Raw genomic sequence first — 24,365 nt, 5'->3', positions numbered from 1 at the left:
GGTCCCGATCCTCTCAGGCCTTCAGCTGCTCGAAGACCTGGGCCGGGGTGTCGGCGAAGGTGATCAGCTCGGCCAGCGGGCGCGGCAGGAAGCCCTCCGTGTCCATCCGCTCCAGCTGGGTCCGCAGGCCCGCGTAGAAGCCCTCGGTGTCCAGCACGACCACCGGCTTGTCGTGCAGCGCGTGCTTCTTGAGCTCCAGCACCTCGGTCACCTCGTCCAGCGTGCCCAGCCCGCCGACGAGGACGACGACCGCGTCCGCACGCGACAGCAGCAGCGCCTTGCGCTCCGCGAGGTCGGCGGTGACGACCAGCTCGTCGGCGCCCTCGTACGACTTGTGCTTCAGGAACTCGACGGAGATCCCGACCAGCTGCCCGCCGGCCCCCTTCACCCCGTCCGCCAGCTCCCCCATCAGCCCGGTGTTCGAGCCACCCCAGACCAGGGTGTGCCCGCCCTCCCCGAGGAGCCGGGCGAACTCGGCGGCGGGGGCGGAGTAACGGTCGTCGAGCGAGGCAGCGGAGCAGAAAACGCAGATATTCATAGTGGAATCCGGTCTATCACGCCCCGCCGCTCTCCTTCACCACCTTTGTTCCTCAGCCCTTGTACGGCACGAGCGCCGCCAGGCTCAGCGTGAACCCGAAGGGCTCCGGGATGTGGATCTCGTCGCCGAACTTCCGGTCGCTGCGGGTGTGGTACCGGTCGTGGTCGGGCTCGGAGAACAGCGTCACGGTCTGCTCGCGCGGGTCCACGATCAGGTAGAGCGGGACGCGCATCACGGCGTAGTCGTGCAGCTTGTCCATCCAGTCGTTGCCCGGGTTGGACGGCGAGACGATCTCGACGGCGATCAGCGCCTCGGAGGCCGGCGCCCGGTTGCCCGGCTCGGAGAGGACCCCCACCGGCAGGTAGGTGAGGTCCGGCTCACGCCCCTTGGAGACGTCCGGGCTGACGATCCTGGTGCGTTCGCTGGGGAGGTGCCCATCGGGGGCATGCCGCTCGAACTGCCCGCGCAACAACGCAAGGTTGAGCTGGTGCACGTTCGGCGGCGACGCCTGCATCATCAGCACGTCCCCGGACCACTCGATCCGGACGCCTTCCGGTGCGATCCGCTCCAGCTCCTCGACGAAGTCGCCGTACCGCTCGTAGAAGCTCATGCCACGCGCCCTCCGGGCAGCTCGCGACCGTCAGCCAAGCACCTGCCGCCCGTCATGGGCTCGCACGCACGGTTCGACGCTGTGCCGCAGCGCGTCCAGCACGCGCACCGCGTACACCTCGGCCATGCGGTCGCAGACCTCGCCCGGCGTGAGCCAGTCGACGGCGGTCGACTCCTCCGAGAGCCGCTCGCTCCCGCCCTCCGGCCCGCAGCGGAACACCAGGGCGACGATTCCGCGGCTCACGTTCTTGTAGACACCGGTCAGCCGCTCCACGCCGACCTTGATCCCGGTCTCCTCGAACACCTCGCGGCGCACGCCGTCCTCGACGGCCTCCGCCACCTCCAGCACCCCGCCCGGAGGCTCCCACGTCCCGTCGTCGGCCCGCCGGATCGCCAGCACCCGGCCGTCCTCCCGCACCACCACCCCTGCGACGGACACCGAGTGGAGCGGCATTGACTCGGACTTCCCGGCGCTGTTACTCATGGGCAGGAGAATAGGAGCCTTGAAGGGCCGTTCACGTCGAACCGGCGATGATCCGGTGAGACCGTCGAACGATGCTCCCGTGCCCGGCCCGGGCTCAGACGGTCACGGCCGGGCGCCGGGTGGTGGCGATGGTGGCGGAGCCGACGACGCGGGTGCCGTCGTAGAGCACCACGGCCTGGCCGGGGGCGATGCCGCGGGCGGGGTTGTCGAGGGTGACGTGGAGGGTGTCGTCGACGACCGAGGCGTCCACCGGGACCTCCTCGCCGTGGGCGCGCAGCTGGGCGGTGTAGCGGCCGTCGGCCAGCGGCTCGGTGCCGCACCAGCGGGGGCGGACGGCGGTGAGGGCGGTGACGTCCAGACCCTCGACCGGGCCGACCGTCACGGTGTTGTTCACCGGGGAGATGTCGAGCACGTACCGCGGCTTGCCGTCGGCGGCCGGACGGCCGATCCGCAGGCCCTTGCGCTGGCCGATGGTGAAGCCGTACGCGCCGTCGTGCTCGCCGAGCTTGGTGCCGTCGACGTCCAGGATGTCGCCGGTGGCGGTGCCGAGGTGCTGGGCCAGGAAGCCCTGGGTGTCGCCGTCCGCGATGAAGCAGATGTCGTGGCTGTCCGGCTTCTTGGCGACGGCCAGGCCGCGCCGCTCGGCCTCCTCGCGGATGACGTCCTTGGTGGTGTCGCCGAGCGGGAAGAGCGAGTGGGCGAGCTGCTCGGCGTCGAGCACCCCGAGGACGTAGGACTGGTCCTTGGCGGCGTCGACGGCGCGGTGCAGCTCGCGCGAACCGTCCGGGAGGTCGACGATCCGGGCGTAGTGGCCGGTGCAGACGGCGTCGAAGCCCAGCGCGATCGCCTTGTCCAGCAGCGCGGCGAACTTGATCTTCTCGTTGCAGCGCAGGCACGGGTTGGGGGTGCGGCCGGCCGCGTACTCGGCGACGAAGTCGTCGATGACGTCCTCGCGGAAGCGCTCGGCGAGGTCCCAGACGTAGAACGGGATGCCGATCACGTCGGCGGCGCGGCGCGCGTCCCGGGAGTCCTCGATGGTGCAGCAGCCGCGCGCGCCGGTCCGGAAGGACTGCGGGTTGCTGGAGAGCGCCAGGTGCACGCCGGTCACCTCGTGGCCGGCCTCGACGGCGCGGGCGGCGGCGACGGCGGAGTCCACCCCGCCGGACATCGCCGCGAGCACACGCAGGCGGCCGGTGGCGGACGGAGCGGTCGGGGCACCCGGGAAGTCAGTCATGATGAGTCCAAGCGTACGTGGTGCCGCCCGGCATTCCACCGGGGTTTCCCCGGTGCCCGGACCCTAGCGCCGGACGGCCGCGAGACCCGCGTTGCGGGCGCGCTGGACGGCCGGCGCGATGGCGTCGGTGAGGGCGGTGACATCGGCCCGGGTGGAGGTGTGGCCCAGCGAGAAGCGCAGCGAGGCGCGGGCCAGCAGCGGGTCGACGCCCATCGCCAGCAGCACGTGGCTGGGCTGCGGGACGCCGGCCGAGCAGGCCGAGCCGGTGGAGCACTCGATGCCCTGGGCGTCGAGCAGCATCAGCAGGGCGTCGCCCTCGCAGCCGGGGAAGGAGAAGTGCGCGTTGGCGGGCAGCCGCCCCTCCGCCGCCGGGTCGCCGTTGAGCACCGCGTCCGGGACAGCGGCCAGCACCGCCTCGACCAGCTCGTCGCGCAGCGCGCCCAGCGTGACGGCGTGCTCCGCGCGCCGCTCGACGGCGACGGCCGCCGCGGCGGCGAAGCCGGCGGCACCGGGCGCGTCCAGGGTGCCGGAGCGCACGTCGCGCTCCTGGCCGCCGCCGTGCAGCAGCGGGACCGGCGCCGCGCCGCGCGACAGCAGCAGGGCGCCGATGCCGAACGGGCCGCCGATCTTGTGACCGGTGACGGTGAGCGCGGTGAGCCCGGAGTCGGCGAAGGAGACCGGGACCTGGCCGAGCGCCTGCACCGCGTCGGCGTGCATCGGGATGCCGTACTCGGCCGCCACCGCGGCGAGTTCGGCGACCGGCTGGACCGTGCCGACCTCGTTGTTGGCCCACATCACGGTGACCAGCGCGACCGAGGCCGGGTCGCGCTCGATCGCCTCGCGCAGCGCCGTCGGGTGGACCCGGCCGAGCGCGTCCACCGGCAGGTAGTCGACGGTGGCGCCCTCGTGCTCGGCGAGCCAGTGCACCGCGTCCAGCACCGCGTGGTGCTCGACCGGGCTGCACAGCACCCGGGTACGGGCCGGGTCGGCGCCGCGGCGGGCCCAGAACAGGCCCTTGACCGCCAGGTTGTCGGACTCGGTGCCGCCACCGGTGAGGATGATCTCGCTGGGCCGGGCGCCGAGCGATTCGGCCAGCGACTCGCGGGCCTCCTCGACCACCCGGCGGGCCCGACGGCCGGCCGCGTGCAGGGAGGAAGCGTTGCCGACGACCCCCAGGTGCGCCGTCATCGCGGCGATCGCCTCGGGCAGCATCGGCGTGGTCGCCGCATGGTCCAGGTATGGCATAACCATCCGATTGTAGAGGTCCCCCGGCTCGCACCGGACCGATCAGGCCACCGGACACCGCGCACCGCGGCGCTGCCCGTCCGGGCAACCCGGTACGGGGCGCGGCCCACGAGCGGTTAGCCTGACGGCCACCACCACGCGGCCGGACCGGAACCAGGACTCAGGGGGCGGAATGTCGCAGTCGGTCGATCGCGCCCTGACCCTGCTCGGATCCCTCGGCGACGGCCCGGCCACCCTGGAACAGGCCGCCACCTCGATCGGCGTGCACAAGTCCACCGCGCTGCGCCTGCTGCGCACGCTGGAGGAGCACGGATTCGTCCACCGGCTGTCCGACCGGCGCTACCGGGTGGGTGGCCGGGTGCTGTCGCTGGCGCAGCGGGCGCTGCAGGAGATCGACGTCCGGCAGGTCGCCGCGCCGTACCTGGCCTCGCTGCACGAGCGCTTCGGCTGCACGGTGCAGTTGGCGGTGCTGCAGGACGACGAGGTGCTGTACCTCGACGAGCTGGCCGGGCGGTGGGGCGGCGCGGCGGGCCGGCCGACCCGGATCGGGCGGCGGGTGCCGGCCGCCGGGACGGCGATCGGCCGGGTGCTGCTGGCCGGGCTGCCGCAGGACGGCCGGGCGGAGGACGAGCTGTCGGCCGATCTGGCGGCGGTGCGCCGGCGGGGCTGGGCGGCGGAGTCGACCCAGCACCCGGAGGCGGGGACCTGCGTGGCGGCGCCGGTGGCGGGCAGCGACCGGCGGGCGGTCGCGGCCTGCGCGCTGTCGGCGCCGACCGACCGGGTGTCGCCGGCCGAGCTGGTGAAGCTGGTGCCCGAGCTGCTCTGCACAGCGGAGGCGATCTCGCTGGCGTACGGCGGCTCGCCTACTCCTCGCTGGTGCGAGAACCGTTGCGGCGCCAGGCCCGTGGTGCGCGCCAGCCGTACTTGAGGGCGAGCATCCGCAGACCGAACGCGGTGAGCGCGGCGGCGGTGCCGGTGACGGCCGTGAGGCCGTCGAGGGCGATCAGGACGGCGACCAGCGCGGCGCCGACCAGGGCGGGCACGGCGTAGATCTCGCGGTCCCAGCGCAGCAGCGAGGGGATCTCGCCGGCCAGGACGTCGCGCATGACGCCGCCGCCGGCCGCGGTCACCATGCCGAGGGCGACGGAGGGAACCGCGCCGAGGCCGAAGTCGTGGGCCTTGGCGGTGCCGGTGACGCAGAACAGGCCGAGGCCGAGCGCGTCGAGGGTCTGCACGGACCGGTTGATCCGTTCGACCTCGGGGTGCAGGAAGAAGACGACCACGGCGGCGATCAGCGGATCGACGAAGTAGCCCAGGTTGGTGAAGGCGGCGACCGGGGTGGCCCCGATGACGAGGTCGCGCATGACGCCGCCGCCGAGCGCGGTGACCTCGGCGAGCACACAGATGCCGAAGATGTCCATGTTCTTGCGGACGGCGAGCAGCCCCCCGGAGAGGGCGAAGACGAAGATGCCGACGAGGTCCAGCGACTGCTGCACGTCGGAGGGGAAGATCTGCGAGGTCACCGCACCAGTGTGACCCGGCCGAGCCTCCCCTCCGATCGGACGGTCACGCGGAGGCGAGCGCCTTGTCCTCGGAGACGGGGAAGTGGCAGGCCACCTGGTGCCCCGCGGTCGCCGCGGTGAGCGGCGGCTCCTGGCTCGCGCAGATCTCCTGGGCCTTCCAGCAGCGGGTGCGGAAGCGGCAGCCGCTGGGCGGGTTGATCGGCGAGGGCACGTCGCCCTTGAGCAGGATCCGCTCCCGCCCGGCGCGCTGCCGGCGGCGCGGGTCGGGCACCGGCACGGCGGACATCAGCGCGGTGGTGTACGGGTGCCTCGGGCTGCGGTAGAGCGAGTCCCGGTCGGCGATCTCGACGATCTTGCCGAGGTACATCACCGCGACCCGGTCGGAGACGTGCCGGACCACCGAGAGGTCGTGCGCGATGATCAGGTAGGTCAGCCCGAGCTCCCGCTGGAGGTCGTCGAGCAGGTTGACCACCTGGGCCTGGATGGAGACGTCCAGGGCGGAGACCGGCTCGTCCGCGACGATCATCTTGGGCCGCAGGGCGAGCGCTCGGGCGATGCCGATGCGCTGGCGCTGGCCGCCGGAGAACTCGTGCGGGTAGCGGTTGTAGTGCTCGGGGCTGAGCCCGCACAGCTCCAGCAGCTCCTGGACGGCCTTCTTGATCCCGCCCTCGGGCGCGGCGTTCTGCAGCTTGAACGGCGCGCCGACGATGGTGCCGACGGTGTGCCGGGGGTTCAGCGAGGAGTACGGGTCCTGGAAGATCATCTGGATGTCGCGGCGCAGCGGCCGCATCGCCCCGACGCCCAGGTGGGTGATGTCGACGCCCTCGAACTCGACCGTGCCGCCGGTGGGCTCGTCGAGCCGGGTGACCAGCCGGCCCATCGTCGACTTGCCGCAGCCGGACTCGCCGACGACGCCCAGGGTCTCACCGGCGTGGACGGCGAAGTCGATGCCGTCGACCGCCCGGACGGCGCCGGTCTGCCGCCGCAGCAGGCCGCTGTGGATCGGGAAGTGCCGGGTCAGTCCGGTCACCTTGAGCAGCGGCCGCCGGTCCGCGGCGGGCGGCTGCGCAGGCACCTTCTTCAGGGGTTCGGGGCTCGCCGCCTGAGTGTCCGTCATCGGTTCTCTCCAGAAAGGTGGTACGAGGCCGGGCTCACAGCCGGGGCGCGATCTCTTCGGCGAAGATGCGGTGCCGCTCGGCGAGCGCGAGGTGACAGGCGGCGTGGTGTCCGGGCGCGACCTCGGTGAGCGTCGGGGTCTCCTCGGTGGAGCGCCCGCCGGTCAGCTCCGCGTAGGGGCAGCGCGGGTGGAAGGCGCAGCCGGACGGCACGTTGATCAGGCTGGGCGGGGTGCCCTTGACCGGGACGAGGCGGTCCTGCAGCTCGCGGTCCAGGCGCGGCATCGAGCCCAGCAGGCCCCAGGTGTAGGGGTGTTCGGGCGCGTCGAAGAGGGTCTCGGCCGGGCCGCGCTCGACGCACCGGCCGCCGTACATGACGAGGATGTCGTCGGCGAGCTCGGCGACCACCCCGAGGTCGTGGGTGATGATGATGACGGCCGAGCCGAACTCCTCCTGGAGGTCCCGGATGAGGTCCAGGATCTGCGCCTGGACGGTGACGTCCAGGGCGGTGGTGGGCTCGTCGGCGATCAGCAGCGAGGGGTCGTTGACCAGCGCCATGGCGATCATGGCGCGCTGGCGCATGCCGCCGGAGAACTGGTGCGGGTAGTCGTCGACCCGGCGGTCGGGCTGCGGGATGCCGACCCGGTCGAGCATCTCGACGGCCCGGGCGCGCGCCTGCCGCTTGCTCGCCTGCGGGTGGTGCACCCGGTAGGCCTCGACGATCTGCTGCCCCACCGTGTAGTAGGGGTGCATCGCGGTGAGCGGGTCCTGGAAGATCATCGCCATCTTCTTGCCCCGCAGCTCGCGGACCCGGTCGGGTCCGGCCGCGATGAGGTCCTCGCCGTCGAGCCGGATCTCGCCGGTGATCCGGGCCCGCTTGGAGCGGTGCAGGCCCATGATGCCCAGCGAGGTGACGGACTTGCCGGAGCCGGACTCGCCGACGATGCCGAGGGTGCGGCCCTTGGCGAGGTCGAAGCTCACCCCGTCGACGGAGCGGACCAGGCCGTCGTCGGTGTCGAAGTGGATCCGCAGGTCCCGCACCGAGAGGAAGGCCTCCTCGCCGCCCGGGGCGGCCGCGCGGGCCGGGGTCTTCTGGAGCTCGGTCACGACAGCCTCACCCGGGGGTCGACAGCGGCGTACAGGAGGTCAACCACGAGGTTGCAGAGGACGATGAAGAAGGCGGCCAGCAGGGTGACGCCGAGGATCTTCGGCAGGTCGTTGTCGGTGATCGCCTGGACGGCGAACTGGCCGACGCCCTGGAGCGAGAAGACCTGCTCGGTGATCAGCGCGCCGCCGAGCAGCAGGCCGAGGTCCATGCCGAAGATGGTGACGATCGGGGTGAGCGCGGCGCGCAGCCCGTGCCGGGTGACGACCTTGGACTCGACCAGGCCCTTGGCCCGGGCGGTGCGGATGTAGTCCTCGCTCATGGTCTCCAGCATTCCGGCGCGGGTGAGCCGGGCGTAGAGCGCGGAGTAGAGGAAGGCCAGCGAGATCCACGGGAGGATCAGGTTGCGGGCCCACATCAGCGGGTTGTCGGTGAAGTTGGTGTACTCGAGGTTGTCGAGGATCGGCCACTCGTAGCTGAACACCGTGAGCAGCAGCGCGCCGGTGAAGAAGACCGGCAGCGAGACGCCGGCGAGCGCGATGCCCATCGAGATCCGGTCGAAGATCGAGCGCGGCTTGAGCGCGGAGACGACGCCGGTGGCGACGCCGGAGACCAGCCAGAGCACCGCGGCGCCGATGGCCAGCGAGAGCGTGACCGGGATCCGCTTGGACAGCTCGGGCCAGACCTCCAGGTGGTTCTTGAAGGAGTAGCCGAAGCAGGGCACGTGGCAGGTGGCCGGTTCCGGACCGAACTTGTACTCGGCTCCGGTGACCAGCGCCTTGAGGAAGTTCCAGTACTGCGTGTACAGCGGCTGGTCGAGGCCGAGGTTCTGCTTGACCGCCTGGACCGCCTCGGGCGAGGGGTTCTTCCCGATGTACTGGGTGGCCAGCTGGTCGACCGTCTCGCCGGCGAGACGCGGGAGCAGGAAGAAGATCGCGAAGGTGACGGCGCTGACGACCAGCAGCAGCACCACGGCCGCGAAGATCCTGCGGATGATGTAGGCAAACACAGTTGGTCGGCTCCGGCCGCCCGCCTCCGTCCGGGATCCTCCGGACGGCGGCGGGCGCCGCTGCCTTCACCTGCCTTCAGGGATGCGGAGCCAGGCTCTTACTTGGTGCCGATGTTCAGGTAGTCGTACTCACCCGAGAAGGCCGGCGTGGACGCGAGGTTGGTGGCGTTGTCCGGGCGGTAGAGGAAGACCTTGAAGTAGGTCAGCGGGACGTAGACCGCCTGGTCCATGACCTTCTTGTCGATGTCGCCGTAGATCTTCTCGCGGGCCGCCTTGTCCGGGTTGGTCGCGGCGTCGTCGAGCAGCTTGTTGACCGCGGCGTCGTTCAGCGAGGCCAGGTTGCTGTTGCCGGAGGCCTTGATCGCGCGGCCGTCGACGATCTGCTGCAGGAAGCCGTAGCCGGTCGGCCAGTCGGCGCCCCACTGCATCATCATCAGGCCGATGTTGTGCTCCTTGGCGAACGCCGGGGCGCCCGCGCTGTCGGCCAGGTACTTGCCCTGCGGGTACTGCTGGATCTCGGCGCTGATGCCGACCTTCTTCAGCGCGGCCTGGATCGAGGTCGCGGCGGCGACCTCGGTGGCGCGCTCGGTGCGGGCGGAGAGCACGGTGCTGAAGCCGCCGTCCTTGCCGCAGGCCTTCAGGGCCTCCTTGGCCTTGCCCTCGTCGCCCTTGTTGTCCTTGGTCTCCCAGGCGTTGAAGTCCTGGTGGCCCGGGATGTCCGGCGGGAGCACGGTGTTGGCGACCTGGCCGCGGATCGGGCCACCGAGCGAGGTCTGCACCGAGACCTTGTCGACCGCGTACTGCACGGCCTTGCGGCACTCGATGTTGTCGAACGGCGCGACGTCGGTGTTGATCGCCATGTAGACCAGGCGGCCGCCGTAGGCGTTGTCGGTGTTCGCCTTGAGCTTCGGGTTCTGCAGGATCTGCGCCTGGGTCTGCGGGTCGACGCCGCCGCCCACCAGGTCGACCTGGGCGTTGCCGGCCAGCAGGTCCTTGTCGATGGTGGACTGGTCGATGTTCATCTTGAGCACGATCTTGTCCGGCAGCTGCTTCCGGATCGGGTCGGTGCTCTGGTCCCAGTTGGTGTTCGGGACCAGGACGGCCTGCTTGCCGTCCTCGTAGGACTCGAACTTGAAGGAGCCCGAGGAGACGATCTTCTTGACGTAGTCGGCGCCGGTGTCCTTGGCCTGCGGGACCGGGACCGTCTGCGGGGCGCTGACCAGGTAGTCGAAGTCGGCGAAGGCGTGCTTCAGGTGGAAGACGATCGTGGTGTCGTCCGGCGTCTCGATCGACTTGAGGTCGCCGGTCTTGTCCTTGTACGGACCCGCGTACGGCGTGCCCTCGTTGTCGACCAGCAGCTCCTTGAAGTACGTCGGACCGTTGGAGTTCACGTCCGGCGCGAAGTTGGAGCGCTCGACGGCGTACTTGACGTCCTTCGAGGTGATCGGGGTGCCGTCGTCGTACTTCAGGCCCTTGCGCAGCTTGTACGTCCAGGTGAGGCCGTCCGCGCTGACCTGGCCGAGCGACTCGGCGAGGTCCGGGACGAGCTTGTTGCCCGCCTCGCCGGCGCCCGGCTGGAAGGTGGTGAGCGGGCGCCCGTACAGACGCGAGAAGTTGTAGATGTAGGCGTAGTACGTGTTGCCCGGGTCGAGCGAGTCCGGGGTGCCCTTCATCTCGAAGGTGACCGTCCCGCCCTTCTTGTCCGAGGCGTTGACGATGTTCTTGGTGGCCGCGTTGGCCCCGGAGCCGCCGGCGGCCTCGGAACCGGTGGCGGCGGAGGTGGACTTGGTGTCGTCGCTCTTCTTGCTCGACGAGCAGCCGGTGACGACCAGGACCGCGGCGGCGGCCATGGCGGTCAGCGCGACGGTGCGGGACCTACGCATGGGTGAGATCAACCCCTTGAGGAAGTGATGGCTGAACGAGGGATCCTGACGTGTGGTCAGTTGCTCTTGGGATCGAGGGCGTCACGCAGCCCGTCGCCGAGCAGGTTGAAGGCGAGCACGGTGATGAAGATCGCCAGACCGGGGACCACCATGTACTGGGGGTCCACCTGGTAGTACCGGATCGCGTCCTGGAGCATCCCGCCCCAGGAGGCCTGCGGAGGCTGGATGCCGACGCCGAGGAAGCTCAGGCCGGCCTCGAAGAGGATGTTGGTCGGGATCAACAGGGTCGCGTAGACCAGGATCTGGCCGACCAGGTTGGGCAGCAGCTCCTTGAACAGGATGAACGGGCCCCGGGCGCCCAGGCTGCGGGCCGCGTGGACGAACTCGCGCTCGCGCAGCGAGAGGGTCTGTGCGCGCACGATGCGCCCGATGTAGGGCCAGTTGAAGAAGCCGATCACGAAGATCAGCACCACGATGTGCAGCGGCAGGCCGTGCAGACCGAACGCGCCGCCCTGCAGCGAGGTGGAGATCGCGATGGCGAAGAGCAGCAGCGGGAAGGCGAGGAAGACGTCCATCACCCGGCTGATCACGGCGTCCACCCAGCCGCCGTAGTAGCCGGCCATGATGCCGAGCACGGTGCCGATGGTGTTGGACAGCACGGTCGCCCCGAAGGCGACCAGCAGGGAGACCCAGGAGCCCTCGATCACGCGGGTCAGCAGGTCACGGCCCTGCAGCGGGTCGACGCCGAGCGGGTGGTCCCAGCTCATGCCGCCCCAGTCGCCCAGCGGGAGGCCGCCGAGGTCGGCGTCCAGCAGGTCCTGGTTGAGGGCGTCGGGGTCCAGGCCGAAGATCGACTCGATCGGCTTGGCGAGCACGGCGAGCAGGATCAGCAGGATCACCACGACACCGCCGGCGACGGCGGCCTTGTCCCGCTTGAAGCGGGTCCAGGCGATCCGGCCGAGCGAGCGGCCCTCGATCTTCTTGGCCGGGCTCGCGGCGGCGTCTGCCTCCGGTGCGTTGCCGGCGGTCTTGATGGGTGCGGTCATGGTCAGTTCGGTCCCCTCGCCGACGGTGGCCGGCCCACGGGTGCCGGACGCCGGGATCGGCGGCTCGGCTGGTGCGGACGTGCTTGGGTGCGGACGTGCGGAGGTGCGGAGGTACGGGAGTACGGGTGGGGTGCTTCCCCAGCGGTACGACGTGCTCAGTGCTGCGGCCACGCGGGATGGGCGTCACGTGGATCATGCGGTCCGCCAGCGCGTTCGCCTTTGTGGGACGCCAACCACGCGCTGTGGGCTGTTGCAGAACTCTCTGCCATCCGAACTGGCTTGCGCCAGCCCTGCCAACCGACAGATGCCCAACTGTGATCTGTGCGCATGCACCTCCCCGATCTTCGGCATAGCCCTCTTCACACAGCTGTAACAGCCATGTCAAGATGTCTGCCACCCACTTCACCGGGAACGTCCGGAAAAGCACCGAGACCGGCCTGACATCGTGTCAAGCCGGCCTCAGGGACGGGTGTTGAGCGCGCCCGGGACGGTCCGGGAAGGGCGGAGGAGGGTCAGCGACCGGGGTAGCCGGGCCACGGCTGCTGCGGCGGTGGCTGCTGCGGCGGTGGCTGCTGGCCCGGCCAGCCCTGCGCCGGCGGATGCGTGCCGTAGCCGAAGCCGTGCCCCTGGGCCGGCCCCTGCTGCGCGGTGTACGGCGGCGGCACCGGCGGGTACGGCCCCGTCGCCGGCCGGCCCTGCCCGGCGGCCTCCCGGTCGTAGAACGGGCGCGCGTTGGCCCGCATCCACAGCGCCACCGGGTCGTACTCGTCCGCCATCGCGACCGTCGAGACCGCCAGCCCCTCCGGCGCGACCGCGATCGCCCGCTGCATCAGCGCCCGCACCGCCTCCACCGTGGGCGGCGAACTCTCGTACAGGTCCAGGCCGATCGCCAGGTACGGTTCGCCCACCGACGGCCGCACCCAGGCCCGGCGCAGCGCCTTCACCGCGCGCACCTCGACCGCCTGGCGCTCCAGCAGCGCGAAGAACTGCTGCGCCGGCACCTGCGGCTCGCTCAGCTTCAGCGGACCGGCCGGCAGCCGGTCCAGGCCCGCGGCGACCCGGCGCAGGTCCGCCCACGGCACGCCCACCCCGCCGCCCGGGGCGTGCGGGTTCAGCCACAGGCCCCACCGGGTCCGGTACAGCGAGGCCGCGATCTCCCGGCCGGAGATCACCTCGTGCGCCCGCGCCCAGCCGGACGCCGCCAGCTGCTCGGGCGAGGTCACGGCCGGCGCGTAGCCGTGGCCGCTGATCTCCATGTTCCCGTACTGGGCGTCCGCGCTGCCCGGCGTGCCGTGCCAGAGCAGCATCCAGACCCGGCCCTCGGCGAGCGCGTGCAGCATCGTCTCGTAGGCCTCGTAGCGCTCCGGCGCCACCTCGCGCAGCGCGCGCTCCAGCGCGCCCGGATCCGGGCGTCCGGTGGGCGCCTGGCCCCAGGGCCCCGGTGCACCGCCAGCTACCGATCCCGCACTCATGCGCCCACCTCGCTGCGCTTCTTCGTTCCTCGTCCGTCACCGGCGGCCCGGCGGCCGTCAGCACGCACCCTATGGGGCGGCCACCGACCGCCGCCACGCCGACGTGCCACGGTCCGCACCGCCTCCCCGCCCGCGCCCCGTCCGACGGCTGCCGGACGGACGGCCGGGGCCGGGTCAGCCCCGCACGTAGAACGGCGCGACCCGGGTCACCAACCAGTCGACCACCGGATCGTCCGCGAGGTCGAGCAGTACGAGGTGGACGCCTCCGGGAAGCGGTGCGGTTCCCAGGGCGCGGCCCAATCCCTCGTTCACCGCAGCCGGGTCGGCGGGGGCCCCCGGATCCAGCTGGACGCCCACGAACATCACGGTCGGTTCGCCCTCGACGCTCGCCAGCGCCCGCCGGGCGGTCAGCACTCCCGGCAGCGCCGCGAGTTCCGCGCGGCAGGCGGCCAGGAACGCCTCCGGGTCCTCCCCCGGCACCGGCTCGCGCAGCGCCACCCGGCCGCCGTCCGGAGCCCGCACGGCGTCCGGGGCGTCGGCCCAGCGGTCCTCGCGCGGCCCGCGGCGCAGCTCCGCCACGCCCTCCGGCGGCACCGGGATGCCCACCGCCGCCTCGGGGTTGACGGCGATTCCCACGCCCAGCGGCAGACCGCGGGCGAACTCCCACACCGGCGCGACCGCGAACGCCATCCCGGGCGCCTGCTGGACGAACACCTCCTGCGAGGAGAACACCGGGACATAGGGGTCGCCGGCCAGTTCGATCGTCGGCAGGTCCAGCGACCGCCCCTGCGGGTCGCCGCCCGCCGGCAGCGGGATCCACACCTGGCTGCGCGCCAGCACCTCGATCACCCGGGGGGTCGCACCGGGGTCACCGAGCGCGGCGGTGAGCACCTGCTCCAGCTCGTTGGCCGGCCACGCGCCTCCCGGCGGCGCCGACTCGGCCCCGCCCCACCCCTGCTGCTCCACCGGGTACCCCATGCGCCGCCGTACCGTCCTCTGCTCGCCGATGCCCGCAGCCTAGCGTTCCGGCACCCCGCCCCGGGCCGTCAGGCCCGACGTGACGCAGCCCCCTCTCCCCTTGTCCCGGCGGACGTGCCATGATGTGCGCGTCTGCGGTGGCATCCACCCAGGCCCCGCCAACTCCATACCGGCCGCTCGAACCCGCGCGGGAGAGTCCGGAGTGCCCCCGTCCAGGCGGCACAGCCGGCGCCGAAGGAGCAAGTCCTCCCCGGAATCTCTCAGGCACCCCTACCGCACGGGTTAGGCACATCTGGAAAGCGGCGTACGGCCCTGCCGTCCGCCCACCCACGGTGCAAGCCGCCATGCTGTCCCCTACAGGGCAGTGGACGGTGAAGCTCTCAGGTACGACGACAGATGGGGAGACCCAGCCGCCGCATGCCCGCGCGCAGGGTCCGCCGCCCCCGAGACGGGGCCGGTCCCGGCGCGCGCACCCCTGAGTGCCCCGACCGAGGAGTTCCTGGCCATGTCGTCCCTCCGCCTCACCGCGCTCGACGCGCTGCACCGCGCCCTCGGCGCCACCATGACCGACTTCGCCGGCTGGGACATGCCGCTGCGCTACGGCAGCGAGCGCGAGGAGCACCTCGCCGTCCGCACCAAGGCCGGTCTGTTCGACCTCTCCCACATGGGCGAGATCACCGTCACCGGCCCGCAGGCCGGCGAGATGCTGGACCACGCCCTGGTCGGCTTCGTCTCCGCGCTCGGCGTGCTGCGCGCCCGCTACACCATGATCTGTGCCGAGGACGGCGGCATCCTGGACGACCTGATCGTCTACCGCCTGCGTGAGGACGCCTTCCTGGTCGTCGCCAACGCCTCCAACGCCCAGCTGGTCCTGGACGAGCTGATCGCCCGCGCCAAGGGCTACAACGCCGTCGTCTCCGACGACCGCGACGCCTACGCGCTGATCGCCGTGCAGGGCCCGGAGTCCACCGCGATCCTGGCCGACACCACCGAGGCCGACCTGCCCGGCCTGAAGTACTACGCGATCCTCCCGGCCCAGGTGGCCGGCCGCGACGTGCTGCTCGCCCGCACCGGTTACACCGGCGAGGACGGCTTCGAGATCTTCTGCAACCCGGGCGACGCCGAGCACATCTGGCAGGCGCTGACCGAGGCCGGCGCCGGGCGCGGTCTGATCCCCTGCGGCCTGTCCTGCCGCGACACGCTGCGCCTGGAGGCCGGCATGCCGCTGTACGGCCACGAGCTGTCCACCGACCTGACCCCGTTCGACGCGGGCCTGGGCCGGGTCGTCCGCTTCGACAAGACCACCAACGAGGGCGCCTTCGTCGGTCGCAAGGCCCTGGAGCGGGCCGCCGCCGAGGCCGAGGCCAAGGCGCCACGGGTGCTGGTCGGCCTGGTCTCCGAGGGCAAGCGCGTGCCGCGCGCCGAGTACACCGTGGTCTCCACCGACGGCGAGCCGATCGGCCGGATCACCTCCGGCGCGCCCTCCCCGACGCTGGAGAAGCCGATCGCGATGGCCTACGTGGACGCGGCCCACGCCGCCCCCGGCACCACCGTCGCGGTGGACGTGCGCGGCAAGCACGAGCCGGTCCAGGTCGTGGCGCTGCCGTTCTACAAGCGCGCCCGCTGACGCCCCTCCCCCACCGGTTTCCCCGCTGTTTCCCACGCGAGGCAGGTCCGCGCGCCGGGCCGCTTCGTCGTACCCGCTTCCCATCCTGGAGAATGACGCCATGAGCAACCCCCAGCACCTGCAGTACACCGACGAGCACGAGTGGCTGACCACCTCCGAGGCCGGTGAGGTCGCCACGATCGGCATCACCAAGCACGCCGCCGACGCCCTCGGCGACATCGTGTACGTGCAGCTCCCCGAGGTCGGCGACACCGTGACCGCCGGCGAGACCTGTGGCGAGCTGGAGTCGACCAAGTCGGTCAGCGACCTGTTCTCGCCGGTCACCGGTGAGGTCACCGAGGTCAACGAGGCCGTCTCCGACGACAACAGCCTGGTCAACAGCGAGCCGTTCGAGGGTGGCTGGCTGTTCAAGGTCCGCGTCGAGTCGACCGGCAAGCTGCTGACCGCCGACGAGTACACCGCGCTCACCAACCCCTCGGCCTGAGCCACCGCCGGGGCGGCCGTCGCACCGCGGCCGCCCCGCTGCCGGCCCCCCTCTGCCCCGCCTCCTCCCGGGAAGACCCCACCATGACGGTTCTGAACCAGTCCCTGCACGCCCTCGACCCGGAGATCGCCGCCGCGGTCGACGCCGAGCTGCACCGCCAGCAGACCACCCTGGAGATGATCGCCTCCGAGAACTTCGCCCCGGTGGCGGTCATGGAGGCCCAGGGCTCGGTGCTGACCAACAAGTACGCCGAAGGCTACCCCGGCCGCCGCTACTACGGCGGCTGCGAGCACGTCGACGTGGTCGAGCAGATCGCGATCGACCGCATCAAGGCGCTGTTCGGCGCCGAGCACGCCAACGTCCAGCCGCACTCCGGCGCGCAGGCCAACGCCGCCGCGATGTTCGCGCTGATCAAGCCGGGCGACACCATCCTGGGTCTGAACCTGGCCCACGGCGGCCACCTGACCCACGGCATGAAGATCAACTTCTCCGGCAAGCTCTACAACGTGGTGCCGTACCACGTGGACGACAAGACCAGCCAGGTCGACATGGCCGAGGTCGAGCGCCTCGCCAAGGAGCACCGCCCGCAGCTGATCATCGCCGGCTGGTCCGCCTACCCGCGCCAGCTCGACTTCGCCGAGTTCCGCCGGATCGCCGACGAGGTCGGCGCGCTGCTGATGGTCGACATGGCGCACTTCGCCGGCCTGGTCGCCGCGGGCCTGCACCCCAACCCGGTGCCGTTCGCGGACGTGGTCACCACCACCACCCACAAGACCCTGGGCGGCCCGCGCGGCGGCGTCATCCTCTCCAAGGCCGAGCACGCCAAGAAGATCAACTCCGCGGTCTTCCCCGGCCAGCAGGGCGGCCCGCTGGAGCACGTCATCGCCGGCAAGGCCGTCGCCTTCAAGGTCGCCGCCTCGGAGGAGTTCAAGGAGCGCCAGCAGCGCACCCTGGACGGCGCCCGGATCCTCGCCGAGCGCCTGCTGCAGACCGACGTCACCGAGGCCGGCGTCTCGGTGCTGTCCGGCGGCACCGACGTCCACCTCGTCCTGGTCGACCTGCGCAACAGCCAGCTCGATGGCCAGCAGGCCGAGGACCGTCTGCACGAGGTCGGCATCACCGTCAACCGCAACGCCATCCCGAACGACCCGCGCCCGCCGATGGTCACCTCCGGCCTGCGGATCGGCACCCCGGCGCTCGCCACCCGCGGCTTCCAGGCCGAGGACTTCCGCGAGGTCGCCGACATCATCGCCGAGGCCCTGAAGCCGGCCTTCGACGAGGGCACCGCCGACGCGCTCAAGGCCCGGGTCACCGCCCTGGCCGAGAAGTACCCGCTCTACCCCAACCTGTAGGTCCCGCCGTTCGGCGGCCGGTGACCGGGCTCACCCCGCCCGGACACCGGGGATTCCGGGGCACCGCGCACACTGGAGAGTGCGCGCGGTGCCCCGACCCGTGTCAGCCGCCCGCCCACGCCCGACCCACCCTCCCGCCACCGCCGTCCTCCCCTCCCTGCCGGCACCACCCACGAGACCAGACAAGGACGTCCCTCCGTGGCCATCAGCGTCTTCGACCTCTTCTCCATCGGCATCGGCCCCTCCAGCTCCCACACCGTCGGGCCGATGCGCGCAGCCCGGATGTTCGCCCGCCGCCTGAAGTCGGAGGGCCTGCTGACCGAGGTGACGGCCGTCCGCGCCGAGCTGTACGGCTCGCTGGGCGCCACCGGCCACGGCCACGGCACCCCGAAGGCGGTGCTGCTGGGCCTGGAGAACGCCTCCCCGCGCACCGTCGACGTCGACCAGGCCGACCGCGACGTCGAGCGGATCACCGCGGAGAAGCGGATCCACCTGCTCGGCGTGCACGCCATCGACTTCGACCCCGACACCCAGCTGGTGCTGCACCGGCGCCGCTCGCTGCCGTACCACGCCAACGGCATGACGCTGTGGGCCTTCCGGGCCGACGGCTCCACCGTGCTGGAGAAGACCTACTACTCGGTCGGCGGCGGCTTCGTCGTCGACGAGGACGCGATCGGCGCGGACCGGGTCAAGCCCGACGACACCGCGCTGAAGTACCCCTTCCGCACCGGCGAGGAACTGCTGCGGCTCACCCGGGAGACCGGCCTGTCGATCTCCGGTCTGATGCTGGAGAACGAGAAGGCCTGGCGCACCGAGGAGGAGATCCGCGCCGGACTGCTGGAGATCTGGCGGGTCATGCAGGAGTGCGTCCGGGCCGGCATGTCCCGCGAGGGCATACTCCCCGGCGGCCTCAAGGTGCGCCGCCGCGCCGCCGCGGCCGCCCGCGCGCTGCGCGCCGAGGGCATCGGCCCGGCCAACGCGATGGAGTGGGTGACCCTCTACGCGATGGCGGTCAACGAGGAGAACGCCTCCGGCCGCCGGGTGGTCACCGCCCCGACCAACGGCGCGGCCGGCATCATCCCCGCCGTCCTGCACTACTACCTGAACTTCATCCCGGGCGCCGACGAGGACGGCATCGTCCGCTTCCTGCTCGCCGCCGGCGCGATCGGCATGCTCTTCAAGGAGAACGCCTCCATCTCCGGCGCCGAGGTCGGCTGCCAGGGCGAGGTCGGCTCGGCCTGCTCGATGGCCGCCGGCGGCCTCGCCGAGGTCCTCGGCGGCAGCCCGGAGCAGGTCGAGAACGCCGCCGAGATCGGCATCGAGCACAACCTCGGCCTCACCTGCGACCCGGTCGGCGGCCTGGTCCAGATCCCCTGCATCGAGCGCAACGGCATGGCGTCGGTCAAGGCCGTCACCGCCGCCCGGATGGCCCTGCGCGGCGACGGCCGCCACCACGTCTCCCTCGACAAGGCGATCAAGACCATGAAGGAGACCGGCGCCGACATGAAGATCAAGTACAAGGAGACCTCGCGCGGCGGCCTCGCCGTCAACGTCATCGAGTGCTGATCCCGCACCCGGCCGGTACGGCGCCCCCGCCCTCCCGGCGGGGGCGCCGCCGTCTCCGGACTCAGCCCGCCGTCACGATCGCCCGCACACCGGGCAGGTCGGCGAAGGCCGCCGAGGCGTCGGTGGTCACCACCGTCCGAGCGGTTGCCAGTGCCGTGGCCGCGATGATCAGGTCGTGGGCGCCGCGAGGACGGCCCTGTCGGCGGACGTGTGCCATCAGCCGCGCGTGGATCCGGGCCGTGTCGGGCGTGTAGTCCTCCACCGGAACGACCGCGAGCACCGCGTCCACGAAGCCCTGCCGCCCGAGCCGGCGCGAGTCGCTCGCCAGTTCTACGCCCAGATGGAGCTCGGCCGCCGTGACGGCGGCGACGGCCACATCGTCCTCCGGATCGAACAGGATCCCCCCGCCGCTCCGCTCCGCCTGGATCAGTACACCGGTGTCGAGGATCAGTCGACGGGCCACTCGGCCACCTTGTCTTCGAGCAGGGAACGCGCGGACTCGACGTCCGCGGCGAAGTCGTCGTCCGGGCGGAAGCGCCGCAGCACGTCGTTGAGGGCCGCCCCGTTGCCGGACGGGGCCGGCCCGATGACGGCGATCCTCCGACCGCCGCGGGTCACGACGATCGTCTCACCGTGCTCCGCCGAATCGAGAACGGCGGCAAAGCTTCTGGAAGCCTCTGTTGCGGTCATCAGCCTCATGGAATCAGATTATCTGAGGCAGGTGTCCCGCGTCGATGCTCTCACCGCTTCCCCGCACGCGCCGAAGCGCACCGGACGTCACGCGCTCGCTCGCAGGGGTGAACCACCGCCCATCCAGGCGGCGGGGGTCCGCGGTGACTGCCATCGTGGCCGCAACACCACCCCCACGAGCCCCCGGAGCGCGGATGAAGCACACCCGAACCGGTGTCCGCACCCTCACCACCCTGCTGCTGGCCGCCGTCCTCGGCGCGGCCGCCACCACCCCCGCCGCGGCCCGCGCCGCGCTGCCGGACGCCACCGACGCGGCCTTCGCCGACGACTGCCTGCGCGCCCACAACGAGTACCGCGCCCGGCACGGCGTCCCGGCGCTGACCCTGGACCCCGCCGTCCAGGAGTACGCGAAGAGCCGCGCCGCCCGGCTGTCGACGTACGAGCGCCTCTCCGGCGGCCACGCCGGGCTCGACCCCGCGTACGGCGAGAACCAGTCCTGGTTCGCCTCCAGCACCCCCGACCGCGCCGGCTGCCGCCGGGCCGTCGACGCCTGGTACGCGCAGGCCGGGAACTACGACTACGGCAACCCCGGCTACTCCTCCGCCACCGGCCTGTTCACCCAGGTGGTCTGGAAGTCCTCCACCCGCCTCGGCTGCGCCCGCGCCTACGGCCGCGGCGACACCTGGTACGAGACCTACGTCGTCTGCGACTACAACCCGCCGGGCAACGTCTCTCCCGAGTACGCCGACAACGTGCCGCCGCCGCGCGGCTGACCCCGGCGCCGGCCCGCCGCCGCGGCCGTCAGCCGGCGGCCAGGCGGCGGTGGAGCTCGTCCGGCGAGGGGTCCTCCAGGTGGGTCAGGAAGACCCACACATGGCCCGAGGGATCCCTGAGGACGGCGGTGCGGTCGCCGTGGAACATGTCCGTCGGCTGCTGGAGGACCTCCGCGCCGGCGGCCCCGGCGCGTTCGGTGAGGGCGTCGACGTCCGGGACGAAGACGTGCAGGGTGACGCTGGTGCCGCCGAGCGCGGTCGGGGCGGTGAACGGGGCCCGATCGCCGGCGTCACCCAGCATCAGGACGGACTGCCCGATGCTGATCTCCGCGTGCAGGATGCCGCCGCCGGGCGCGTCGAGCCGGAAGTCCTCGCGGGCCCCGAAGGCCTTCACGTAGAAGTCGATCGCGGCGGCGGCGTCGCCGACCATGATGTGCGGGACGACGGCGTAGCGGTAGCGGTCGGGAACGACGCTGTCGGTGGCGGTCATGACGGATCCCCCTCGGTGGGCGCCGCCGGCCGTTCACCGGCGGTCTGAAGAGGACCGTAGGAGCTGAAGTCGGCTTCAGGTCAAGAGCCGCGGACCGAGCACGGCGGCGAGCAGGCCCGGGAAGGCCGCGTCCGTCTCCGCCCGCCGCAGGGACATGATCCTGGCCTTGCCGTTCGCGCGGGTGTCGGTGAGGCCGGCCTCGCGCAGGATGCGCCAGTGGTTGGAGAGCGTGGAGCGCGGCACGTCCAGGCCCTCGGGGCTGCACGCGCACTCGCCGTCGGCGGCCATCCGGCGGACCAGCTCCAGCCGGACGGGATCGCCGAGGGCGTGCAGAACGGTGGCCATCTCCATCGGGCACTCCCTTCCGCCGCTCCTCCTACGCCCCGTAGTATGCGGCTCGATTCGTCGTTTCGGGAAAATCGAAATGATCAAGGAGCCCGCGATGCCCGTCCTCCGGACCTTCACCCGCGTCTACGTCGACGAGCTCGACGCCGCCCTGCCCACCTTCGTCGAACTCACCGGCGAGCAGCCCTCGTTGCGCTTCCCCTACCTCGACCTCGAACTCGCGGCGGTCGGCCCCCACCTGCTCGTCGCCGGCACCCCGGAGGCCCTCGCCCCCTTCCGGGCCACCCACGCCACCGCGATCGTCACGTCCCTGGACGAGATCCTCGCGCTCCTGGGCACCCACGGCGGCGAGATCCTCGACGGCCCCAATACCGTCCCCACCGGCCGCAACCTCACCGCCCGCCACCCCGGCGGCGCGATCGTCGAGTACGTCGAGCACCACGAGGAGGCCCGGGCGAGCCTGGGCATCGCCCAGGGAAAATAGTGTCGATCATGAATAATCTCAGGCGCCGACGTGAACCTATGCAAATTCCCAAGGTGAACTAAGTTACAAACCTTGAAATCGAAGCCGCCTGGTTTGCCCACATGCTGAGATCCGTGCGATAGTCGAGTTGTCCGACGGCGGACGCCAGCGACTGGCGCGCGCCCTGGGCGACGATGACTTCGGCTGGCCCGACCTGGCACGGCCGACGCCCATCGCGCGGCACGCACCCCCTTGGCCGGCGCGATGACCTGCAGGGGCCCCCAGCCACCGGACCACGGTGAATTCGGGGGCCCCGCGTGTTTTCCCGGAACCTTCCGGACCGCCCGGGGCCCTCCCCGGACCGGGCGGCTCAGACCGCCCGGTCGCGGACCTTCAGCTCGAACCAGACGCCCTTGCCGCGCGGCAGCAGGTCCGCGCCCCAGCGGTCCGCCAGGTCGTCGACCACCTGGAGCCCGCGCCCGCGCTCGTTGGCCGGCAGCGGCTCCGCCAGGATCATGCACGGCAGCGCCCGCGAGGAGTCCCGCACCTCCACCCGGACCCAGCCCGGCTTGCGCGCCACGTGCAGTCCGATGGTCCGACCGGCGGCATGCCGCAGCGCATTGGCGACGAGCTCGCTGGTGAGTAACTCACCGACCTCCAGGTGCTGGTGCAGGTCCCAGTTCTCCAGGGCCGCGAGCACCAGCCGCCGCGCCAACGGGCCGGTCGCCGGCCGGGACGGCAGCCGCACCTCGTGCGGCGCCTCCCGGTCGCACAGCTTCCCGACGTACAACTGCTCCAGCTCGTCGGAGCTGAGCCGCTCCAGGGCCGCGAGGGCGTCCTGGAACGGTGCCCACGACGCGTCAGCGACCAAGCTGGATCCCGGAAGTGATGACTGATCTGTTTCGCCCCAACCCGCCATGCGCCCCATCATTGCGGAACGCAAGCGGCCGCGTACGGACAATGAGCAAACGATCACGGGTGTTTCGGCATATGCCGCGTGCAACCCGAACCCGCGTTCGGGCAGGTCCGGGTCACGCGGGTCGCGATTGGGCGGGCGCTGCGGCTACCAGGCGCTCCAGTCGAGGTTCCAGCCGCTGAGACCGTTGTCCGGCGCGACCTGGCCGCGGCTGGAGTTCTGCACGGTGACGACGTCCCCGACCAGCGAGCCGTCGTAGAACTTGCCGGCCGAGGTGCCCGAGCCGCCGCCGTTGACGTCCTTGAGGCCCACGCAGCCATGGCTGACGTTGTCCTCGCCGAAGGCGTTGCTCCAGTAGTTGCCGTGCACGTAGGTGCCCGAGTCGGTGAGCCGCATGGAGTGCGGGACCTGGAGGTCGTAGGGATCGCCGGTCATCCCGGGCAGGGTGCTGGACTGCATCCGCACCACGCCCTCCTTGGACATGACGACCATGGTGCCGTTCCAGGTCGGGTGCTCCGTCGAGCCGGAGGTGATCTCGACGACCGAGCTCTGACCGCCCTGGACGACCGTCATCCGGTGCGTCTTGGCGTCAACCGTCGAAATCTGGGATCGCCCGATAGTGAAGGGCTCGTCCCGGTCGACTCCCCCGTAGACGCCCGGGGCGATCTCCACGCTCTTCAGCCGGTACTGGACGGTGACCTTGGTGCCCGGGTTCCAGTACTTCTCGGGACGGAAGTCCAGCCGGCGGTCGCCGAACCAGTGGCCCTTCACCGCGGTGCCGTCGCTGGTCCTGAAGGTGATGCCGCGCGCCACCGCGTCCTTGTTCTTCACGTCCTTGTCGAAGGCGACCGAGACGATCATCCCGACGCCGTAGGTGGCGTCGTCCTCGATGTTGTCGCTCGCCTTCGCCTCGCGCTCGGGCGTGAGCGTGGTGAAGCTGCTGTCCGCCGAGGCGACCAGGCCGCCGGCGTCCGCCGCCAGCGCGCTCACCCGGTAGGCGGTGCCGACCGCCAGCGGAGCGGACGGGGTCCAGCTCGACCCGTCGGCGGCGATGGTGCCGGCCACCTCGGCGCCCGCCTTGTCGCTCACCTTGACGGTGGTCAGCCTGCCGCCGGAGACCGCGACCTTGAGCGCGCCGTCCGGGGCGACGTCCACCGCGCCGGCCCTCGGCTCGATGTCCACCACGGCCTGCGACACCTTGGGGGCCGCGCTGGTGGCGGGCGCGCCCGTGGGCGACGCCGACGGGACCCCCGCGGCCCCGCCCAGCTCCGCCTTGGCCGCCCCCGCGTTCCCGCCGCCCCCGTCCCCGCTCGCGCCGCCGCAGGCGCTGGTCAGCACCAGCGCTCCCCCGACCAGCCCCGCGGCCACCGCCCTGCGTATCGCTCCCACCGTCGGTATCGACTTCACCGTCGTCTCCC

The 24,365-nt window shown here is 71.8% G+C and carries 26 protein-coding genes and 1 riboswitch; of the genes, 7 read left to right on the top strand and 19 right to left on the bottom strand.

Going from position 1 to position 24,365, the window contains the following annotated elements; all coding sequences use genetic code 11:
• Window positions 1-13: 13 nt before the first annotated feature.
• The 5 genes from ACFU9E_RS26425 to ACFU9E_RS26405 all read right to left on the bottom strand — a co-directional run bounded on the left by ACFU9E_RS26425 (window position 14) and on the right by ACFU9E_RS26405 (window position 4,110).
• Window positions 14-538 carry a TIGR00730 family Rossman fold protein gene (locus ACFU9E_RS26425; RefSeq protein ID WP_380682966.1) on the bottom strand — a complete coding sequence of 175 codons (525 nt, stop codon included), beginning with the start codon at window positions 536-538 and terminating at the stop codon, window positions 14-16.
• A gap of 52 nt (window positions 539-590) precedes the next feature.
• Window positions 591-1,148 (bottom strand): Uma2 family endonuclease, encoded by a 558-nt coding sequence (locus ACFU9E_RS26420; protein ID WP_380682965.1) that lies wholly within the window; start codon window positions 1,146-1,148, stop codon window positions 591-593.
• A gap of 30 nt (window positions 1,149-1,178) precedes the next feature.
• The gene (locus tag ACFU9E_RS26415) at window positions 1,179-1,643 is read right to left on the bottom strand and encodes an NUDIX hydrolase (protein WP_380682975.1); all 465 of its coding nucleotides are present in this window, start codon (window positions 1,641-1,643) and stop codon (window positions 1,179-1,181) included.
• An 82-nt stretch (window positions 1,644-1,725) separates the two neighbouring features.
• Complete coding sequence (gene mnmA / locus ACFU9E_RS26410) at window positions 1,726-2,865, bottom strand: tRNA 2-thiouridine(34) synthase MnmA (protein ID WP_380682964.1); 1,140 nt, start codon at window positions 2,863-2,865, stop codon at window positions 1,726-1,728.
• A gap of 63 nt (window positions 2,866-2,928) precedes the next feature.
• Window positions 2,929-4,110 carry a cysteine desulfurase family protein gene (locus ACFU9E_RS26405; RefSeq protein WP_380682974.1) on the bottom strand — a complete coding sequence of 394 codons (1,182 nt, stop codon included), beginning with the start codon at window positions 4,108-4,110 and terminating at the stop codon, window positions 2,929-2,931.
• Between the two features lie 172 nt (window positions 4,111-4,282).
• On the opposite strand from ACFU9E_RS26405, the gene ACFU9E_RS26400 reads away from it, so the two are divergent.
• Window positions 4,283-5,038 carry an IclR family transcriptional regulator gene (locus tag ACFU9E_RS26400; RefSeq protein ID WP_380682962.1) on the top strand — a complete coding sequence of 252 codons (756 nt, stop codon included), beginning with the start codon at window positions 4,283-4,285 and terminating at the stop codon, window positions 5,036-5,038.
• Here the strand turns inward: ACFU9E_RS26400 and ACFU9E_RS26395 are convergent.
• From ACFU9E_RS26395 to ACFU9E_RS26360, 8 genes are all read right to left on the bottom strand, one after another.
• The gene (locus tag ACFU9E_RS26395; RefSeq protein WP_380682960.1) at window positions 4,974-5,633 is read right to left on the bottom strand and encodes a trimeric intracellular cation channel family protein; all 660 of its coding nucleotides are present in this window, start codon (window positions 5,631-5,633) and stop codon (window positions 4,974-4,976) included. The genes ACFU9E_RS26400 and ACFU9E_RS26395 overlap by 65 nt on opposite strands.
• Before the next feature lie 43 nt (window positions 5,634-5,676).
• Window positions 5,677-6,750, bottom strand: coding sequence for an ABC transporter ATP-binding protein (locus tag ACFU9E_RS26390; protein WP_380682958.1), 1,074 nt, complete (start codon window positions 6,748-6,750; stop codon window positions 5,677-5,679).
• 34 nt (window positions 6,751-6,784) lie between these two features.
• A complete protein-coding gene (locus ACFU9E_RS26385; RefSeq protein WP_380682956.1) occupies window positions 6,785-7,855 on the bottom strand; it encodes an ABC transporter ATP-binding protein in 1,071 nt (356 codons plus the stop codon).
• Window positions 7,852-8,862, bottom strand: a complete 1,011-nt coding sequence (locus ACFU9E_RS26380; protein ID WP_380682973.1) for an ABC transporter permease — start codon at window positions 8,860-8,862, stop codon at window positions 7,852-7,854. The genes ACFU9E_RS26385 and ACFU9E_RS26380 overlap by 4 nt, the downstream gene beginning before the upstream one ends.
• A gap of 98 nt (window positions 8,863-8,960) precedes the next feature.
• Window positions 8,961-10,745 (bottom strand): ABC transporter substrate-binding protein, encoded by a 1,785-nt coding sequence (locus ACFU9E_RS26375; protein WP_380685231.1) that lies wholly within the window; start codon window positions 10,743-10,745, stop codon window positions 8,961-8,963.
• Between the two features lie 56 nt (window positions 10,746-10,801).
• Window positions 10,802-11,791 carry an ABC transporter permease gene (locus tag ACFU9E_RS26370; protein ID WP_380685233.1) on the bottom strand — a complete coding sequence of 330 codons (990 nt, stop codon included), beginning with the start codon at window positions 11,789-11,791 and terminating at the stop codon, window positions 10,802-10,804.
• 512 nt (window positions 11,792-12,303) lie between these two features.
• Window positions 12,304-13,263 (bottom strand): enhanced serine sensitivity protein SseB C-terminal domain-containing protein, encoded by a 960-nt coding sequence (locus tag ACFU9E_RS26365; protein WP_380685235.1) that lies wholly within the window; start codon window positions 13,261-13,263, stop codon window positions 12,304-12,306.
• 174 nt (window positions 13,264-13,437) lie between these two features.
• Entirely contained in the window at window positions 13,438-14,241 is an 804-nt protein-coding gene (locus tag ACFU9E_RS26360) for an enhanced serine sensitivity protein SseB (protein WP_380685237.1), read from the bottom strand.
• A 178-nt stretch (window positions 14,242-14,419) separates the two neighbouring features.
• A riboswitch (glycine riboswitch) is annotated at window positions 14,420-14,527 on the top strand.
• A 219-nt stretch (window positions 14,528-14,746) separates the two neighbouring features.
• Between ACFU9E_RS26360 and gcvT the strand changes: the two genes are divergently transcribed.
• The 4 genes from gcvT to ACFU9E_RS26340 all read left to right on the top strand — a co-directional run bounded on the left by gcvT (window position 14,747) and on the right by ACFU9E_RS26340 (window position 19,270).
• Window positions 14,747-15,868 carry a glycine cleavage system aminomethyltransferase GcvT gene (gene gcvT, locus ACFU9E_RS26355; RefSeq protein ID WP_380685239.1) on the top strand — a complete coding sequence of 374 codons (1,122 nt, stop codon included), beginning with the start codon at window positions 14,747-14,749 and terminating at the stop codon, window positions 15,866-15,868.
• Window positions 15,869-15,968: 100 nt separating this feature from the next.
• Entirely contained in the window at window positions 15,969-16,352 is a 384-nt protein-coding gene (gcvH, locus tag ACFU9E_RS26350) for a glycine cleavage system protein GcvH (protein WP_380685241.1), read from the top strand.
• An 83-nt stretch (window positions 16,353-16,435) separates the two neighbouring features.
• A complete protein-coding gene (gene glyA, locus ACFU9E_RS26345; protein WP_380685243.1) occupies window positions 16,436-17,704 on the top strand; it encodes a serine hydroxymethyltransferase in 1,269 nt (422 codons plus the stop codon).
• Window positions 17,705-17,902: 198 nt separating this feature from the next.
• Window positions 17,903-19,270 (top strand): L-serine ammonia-lyase, encoded by a 1,368-nt coding sequence (locus tag ACFU9E_RS26340; RefSeq protein WP_380685246.1) that lies wholly within the window; start codon window positions 17,903-17,905, stop codon window positions 19,268-19,270.
• Between the two features lie 61 nt (window positions 19,271-19,331).
• Here the strand turns inward: ACFU9E_RS26340 and ACFU9E_RS26335 are convergent, their stop codons facing one another.
• Window positions 19,332-19,733, bottom strand: a complete 402-nt coding sequence (locus tag ACFU9E_RS26335) for a PIN domain-containing protein (protein WP_380683926.1) — start codon at window positions 19,731-19,733, stop codon at window positions 19,332-19,334.
• Complete coding sequence (locus ACFU9E_RS26330; RefSeq protein ID WP_380683927.1) at window positions 19,718-19,969, bottom strand: type II toxin-antitoxin system Phd/YefM family antitoxin; 252 nt, start codon at window positions 19,967-19,969, stop codon at window positions 19,718-19,720. The genes ACFU9E_RS26335 and ACFU9E_RS26330 overlap by 16 nt, the downstream gene beginning before the upstream one ends.
• A gap of 185 nt (window positions 19,970-20,154) precedes the next feature.
• Here ACFU9E_RS26330 and ACFU9E_RS26325 point away from each other — a divergent pair, with 185 nt between their 5' ends.
• Complete coding sequence (locus tag ACFU9E_RS26325) at window positions 20,155-20,733, top strand: CAP family protein (RefSeq protein WP_380683928.1); 579 nt, start codon at window positions 20,155-20,157, stop codon at window positions 20,731-20,733.
• A 28-nt stretch (window positions 20,734-20,761) separates the two neighbouring features.
• Here ACFU9E_RS26325 and ACFU9E_RS26320 read toward each other — a convergent pair whose 3' ends face one another.
• On the bottom strand, window positions 20,762-21,223 hold the full coding sequence (locus ACFU9E_RS26320; RefSeq protein ID WP_380683929.1) for a VOC family protein: 462 nt from the start codon (window positions 21,221-21,223) through the stop codon (window positions 20,762-20,764).
• Between the two features lie 75 nt (window positions 21,224-21,298).
• The gene (locus ACFU9E_RS26315; RefSeq protein ID WP_380683930.1) at window positions 21,299-21,574 is read right to left on the bottom strand and encodes an ArsR/SmtB family transcription factor; all 276 of its coding nucleotides are present in this window, start codon (window positions 21,572-21,574) and stop codon (window positions 21,299-21,301) included.
• A 91-nt stretch (window positions 21,575-21,665) separates the two neighbouring features.
• Here ACFU9E_RS26315 and ACFU9E_RS26310 point away from each other — a divergent pair, with 91 nt between their 5' ends.
• Complete coding sequence (locus ACFU9E_RS26310; protein WP_380683931.1) at window positions 21,666-22,052, top strand: hypothetical protein; 387 nt, start codon at window positions 21,666-21,668, stop codon at window positions 22,050-22,052.
• Window positions 22,053-22,401: 349 nt separating this feature from the next.
• On the opposite strand, the gene ACFU9E_RS26305 is transcribed toward ACFU9E_RS26310, so the two are convergent.
• Entirely contained in the window at window positions 22,402-22,902 is a 501-nt protein-coding gene (locus ACFU9E_RS26305) for an ATP-binding protein (RefSeq protein WP_380683932.1), read from the bottom strand.
• A 192-nt stretch (window positions 22,903-23,094) separates the two neighbouring features.
• A complete protein-coding gene (locus ACFU9E_RS26300; RefSeq protein WP_380683933.1) occupies window positions 23,095-24,354 on the bottom strand; it encodes an Ig-like domain-containing protein in 1,260 nt (419 codons plus the stop codon).
• Between the last annotated feature and the right edge of the window lie 11 nt (window positions 24,355-24,365).

Source organism: Kitasatospora sp. NPDC057595, from assembly GCF_042800875.1.
Classification (GTDB): domain Bacteria; phylum Actinomycetota; class Actinomycetes; order Streptomycetales; family Streptomycetaceae; genus Kitasatospora.
Note: the sequence above shows the minus strand (reverse complement) of the source record. Positions and strands in the feature narration are given on the sequence as shown.

Coding starts and splice junctions, on each gene's coding strand:
- ACFU9E_RS26400 (WP_380682962.1), top strand. CDS start 4,283: ATGTCGCAGTCGGTCGATCGCGCCCTGACCCTGCTCGGATCCCTCGGC.
- ACFU9E_RS26325 (WP_380683928.1), top strand. CDS start 20,155: ATGAAGCACACCCGAACCGGTGTCCGCACCCTCACCACCCTGCTGCTG.
- ACFU9E_RS26405 (WP_380682974.1), bottom strand. CDS start 4,110: ATGCCATACCTGGACCATGCGGCGACCACGCCGATGCTGCCCGAGGCG.
- ACFU9E_RS26425 (WP_380682966.1), bottom strand. CDS start 538: ATGAATATCTGCGTTTTCTGCTCCGCTGCCTCGCTCGACGACCGTTAC.
- glyA (WP_380685243.1), top strand. CDS start 16,436: ATGACGGTTCTGAACCAGTCCCTGCACGCCCTCGACCCGGAGATCGCC.
- ACFU9E_RS26315 (WP_380683930.1), bottom strand. CDS start 21,574: ATGGAGATGGCCACCGTTCTGCACGCCCTCGGCGATCCCGTCCGGCTG.
- ACFU9E_RS26420 (WP_380682965.1), bottom strand. CDS start 1,148: ATGAGCTTCTACGAGCGGTACGGCGACTTCGTCGAGGAGCTGGAGCGG.
- ACFU9E_RS26330 (WP_380683927.1), bottom strand. CDS start 19,969: ATGAGGCTGATGACCGCAACAGAGGCTTCCAGAAGCTTTGCCGCCGTT.
- ACFU9E_RS26320 (WP_380683929.1), bottom strand. CDS start 21,223: ATGACCGCCACCGACAGCGTCGTTCCCGACCGCTACCGCTACGCCGTC.
- gcvT (WP_380685239.1), top strand. CDS start 14,747: ATGTCGTCCCTCCGCCTCACCGCGCTCGACGCGCTGCACCGCGCCCTC.
- ACFU9E_RS26375 (WP_380685231.1), bottom strand. CDS start 10,745: ATGCGTAGGTCCCGCACCGTCGCGCTGACCGCCATGGCCGCCGCCGCG.
- mnmA (WP_380682964.1), bottom strand. CDS start 2,865: ATGACTGACTTCCCGGGTGCCCCGACCGCTCCGTCCGCCACCGGCCGC.
- ACFU9E_RS26360 (WP_380685237.1), bottom strand. CDS start 14,241: ATGGGGTACCCGGTGGAGCAGCAGGGGTGGGGCGGGGCCGAGTCGGCG.
- ACFU9E_RS26390 (WP_380682958.1), bottom strand. CDS start 6,750: ATGACGGACACTCAGGCGGCGAGCCCCGAACCCCTGAAGAAGGTGCCT.
- ACFU9E_RS26310 (WP_380683931.1), top strand. CDS start 21,666: ATGCCCGTCCTCCGGACCTTCACCCGCGTCTACGTCGACGAGCTCGAC.
- ACFU9E_RS26370 (WP_380685233.1), bottom strand. CDS start 11,791: ATGACCGCACCCATCAAGACCGCCGGCAACGCACCGGAGGCAGACGCC.
- ACFU9E_RS26365 (WP_380685235.1), bottom strand. CDS start 13,263: ATGAGTGCGGGATCGGTAGCTGGCGGTGCACCGGGGCCCTGGGGCCAG.
- gcvH (WP_380685241.1), top strand. CDS start 15,969: ATGAGCAACCCCCAGCACCTGCAGTACACCGACGAGCACGAGTGGCTG.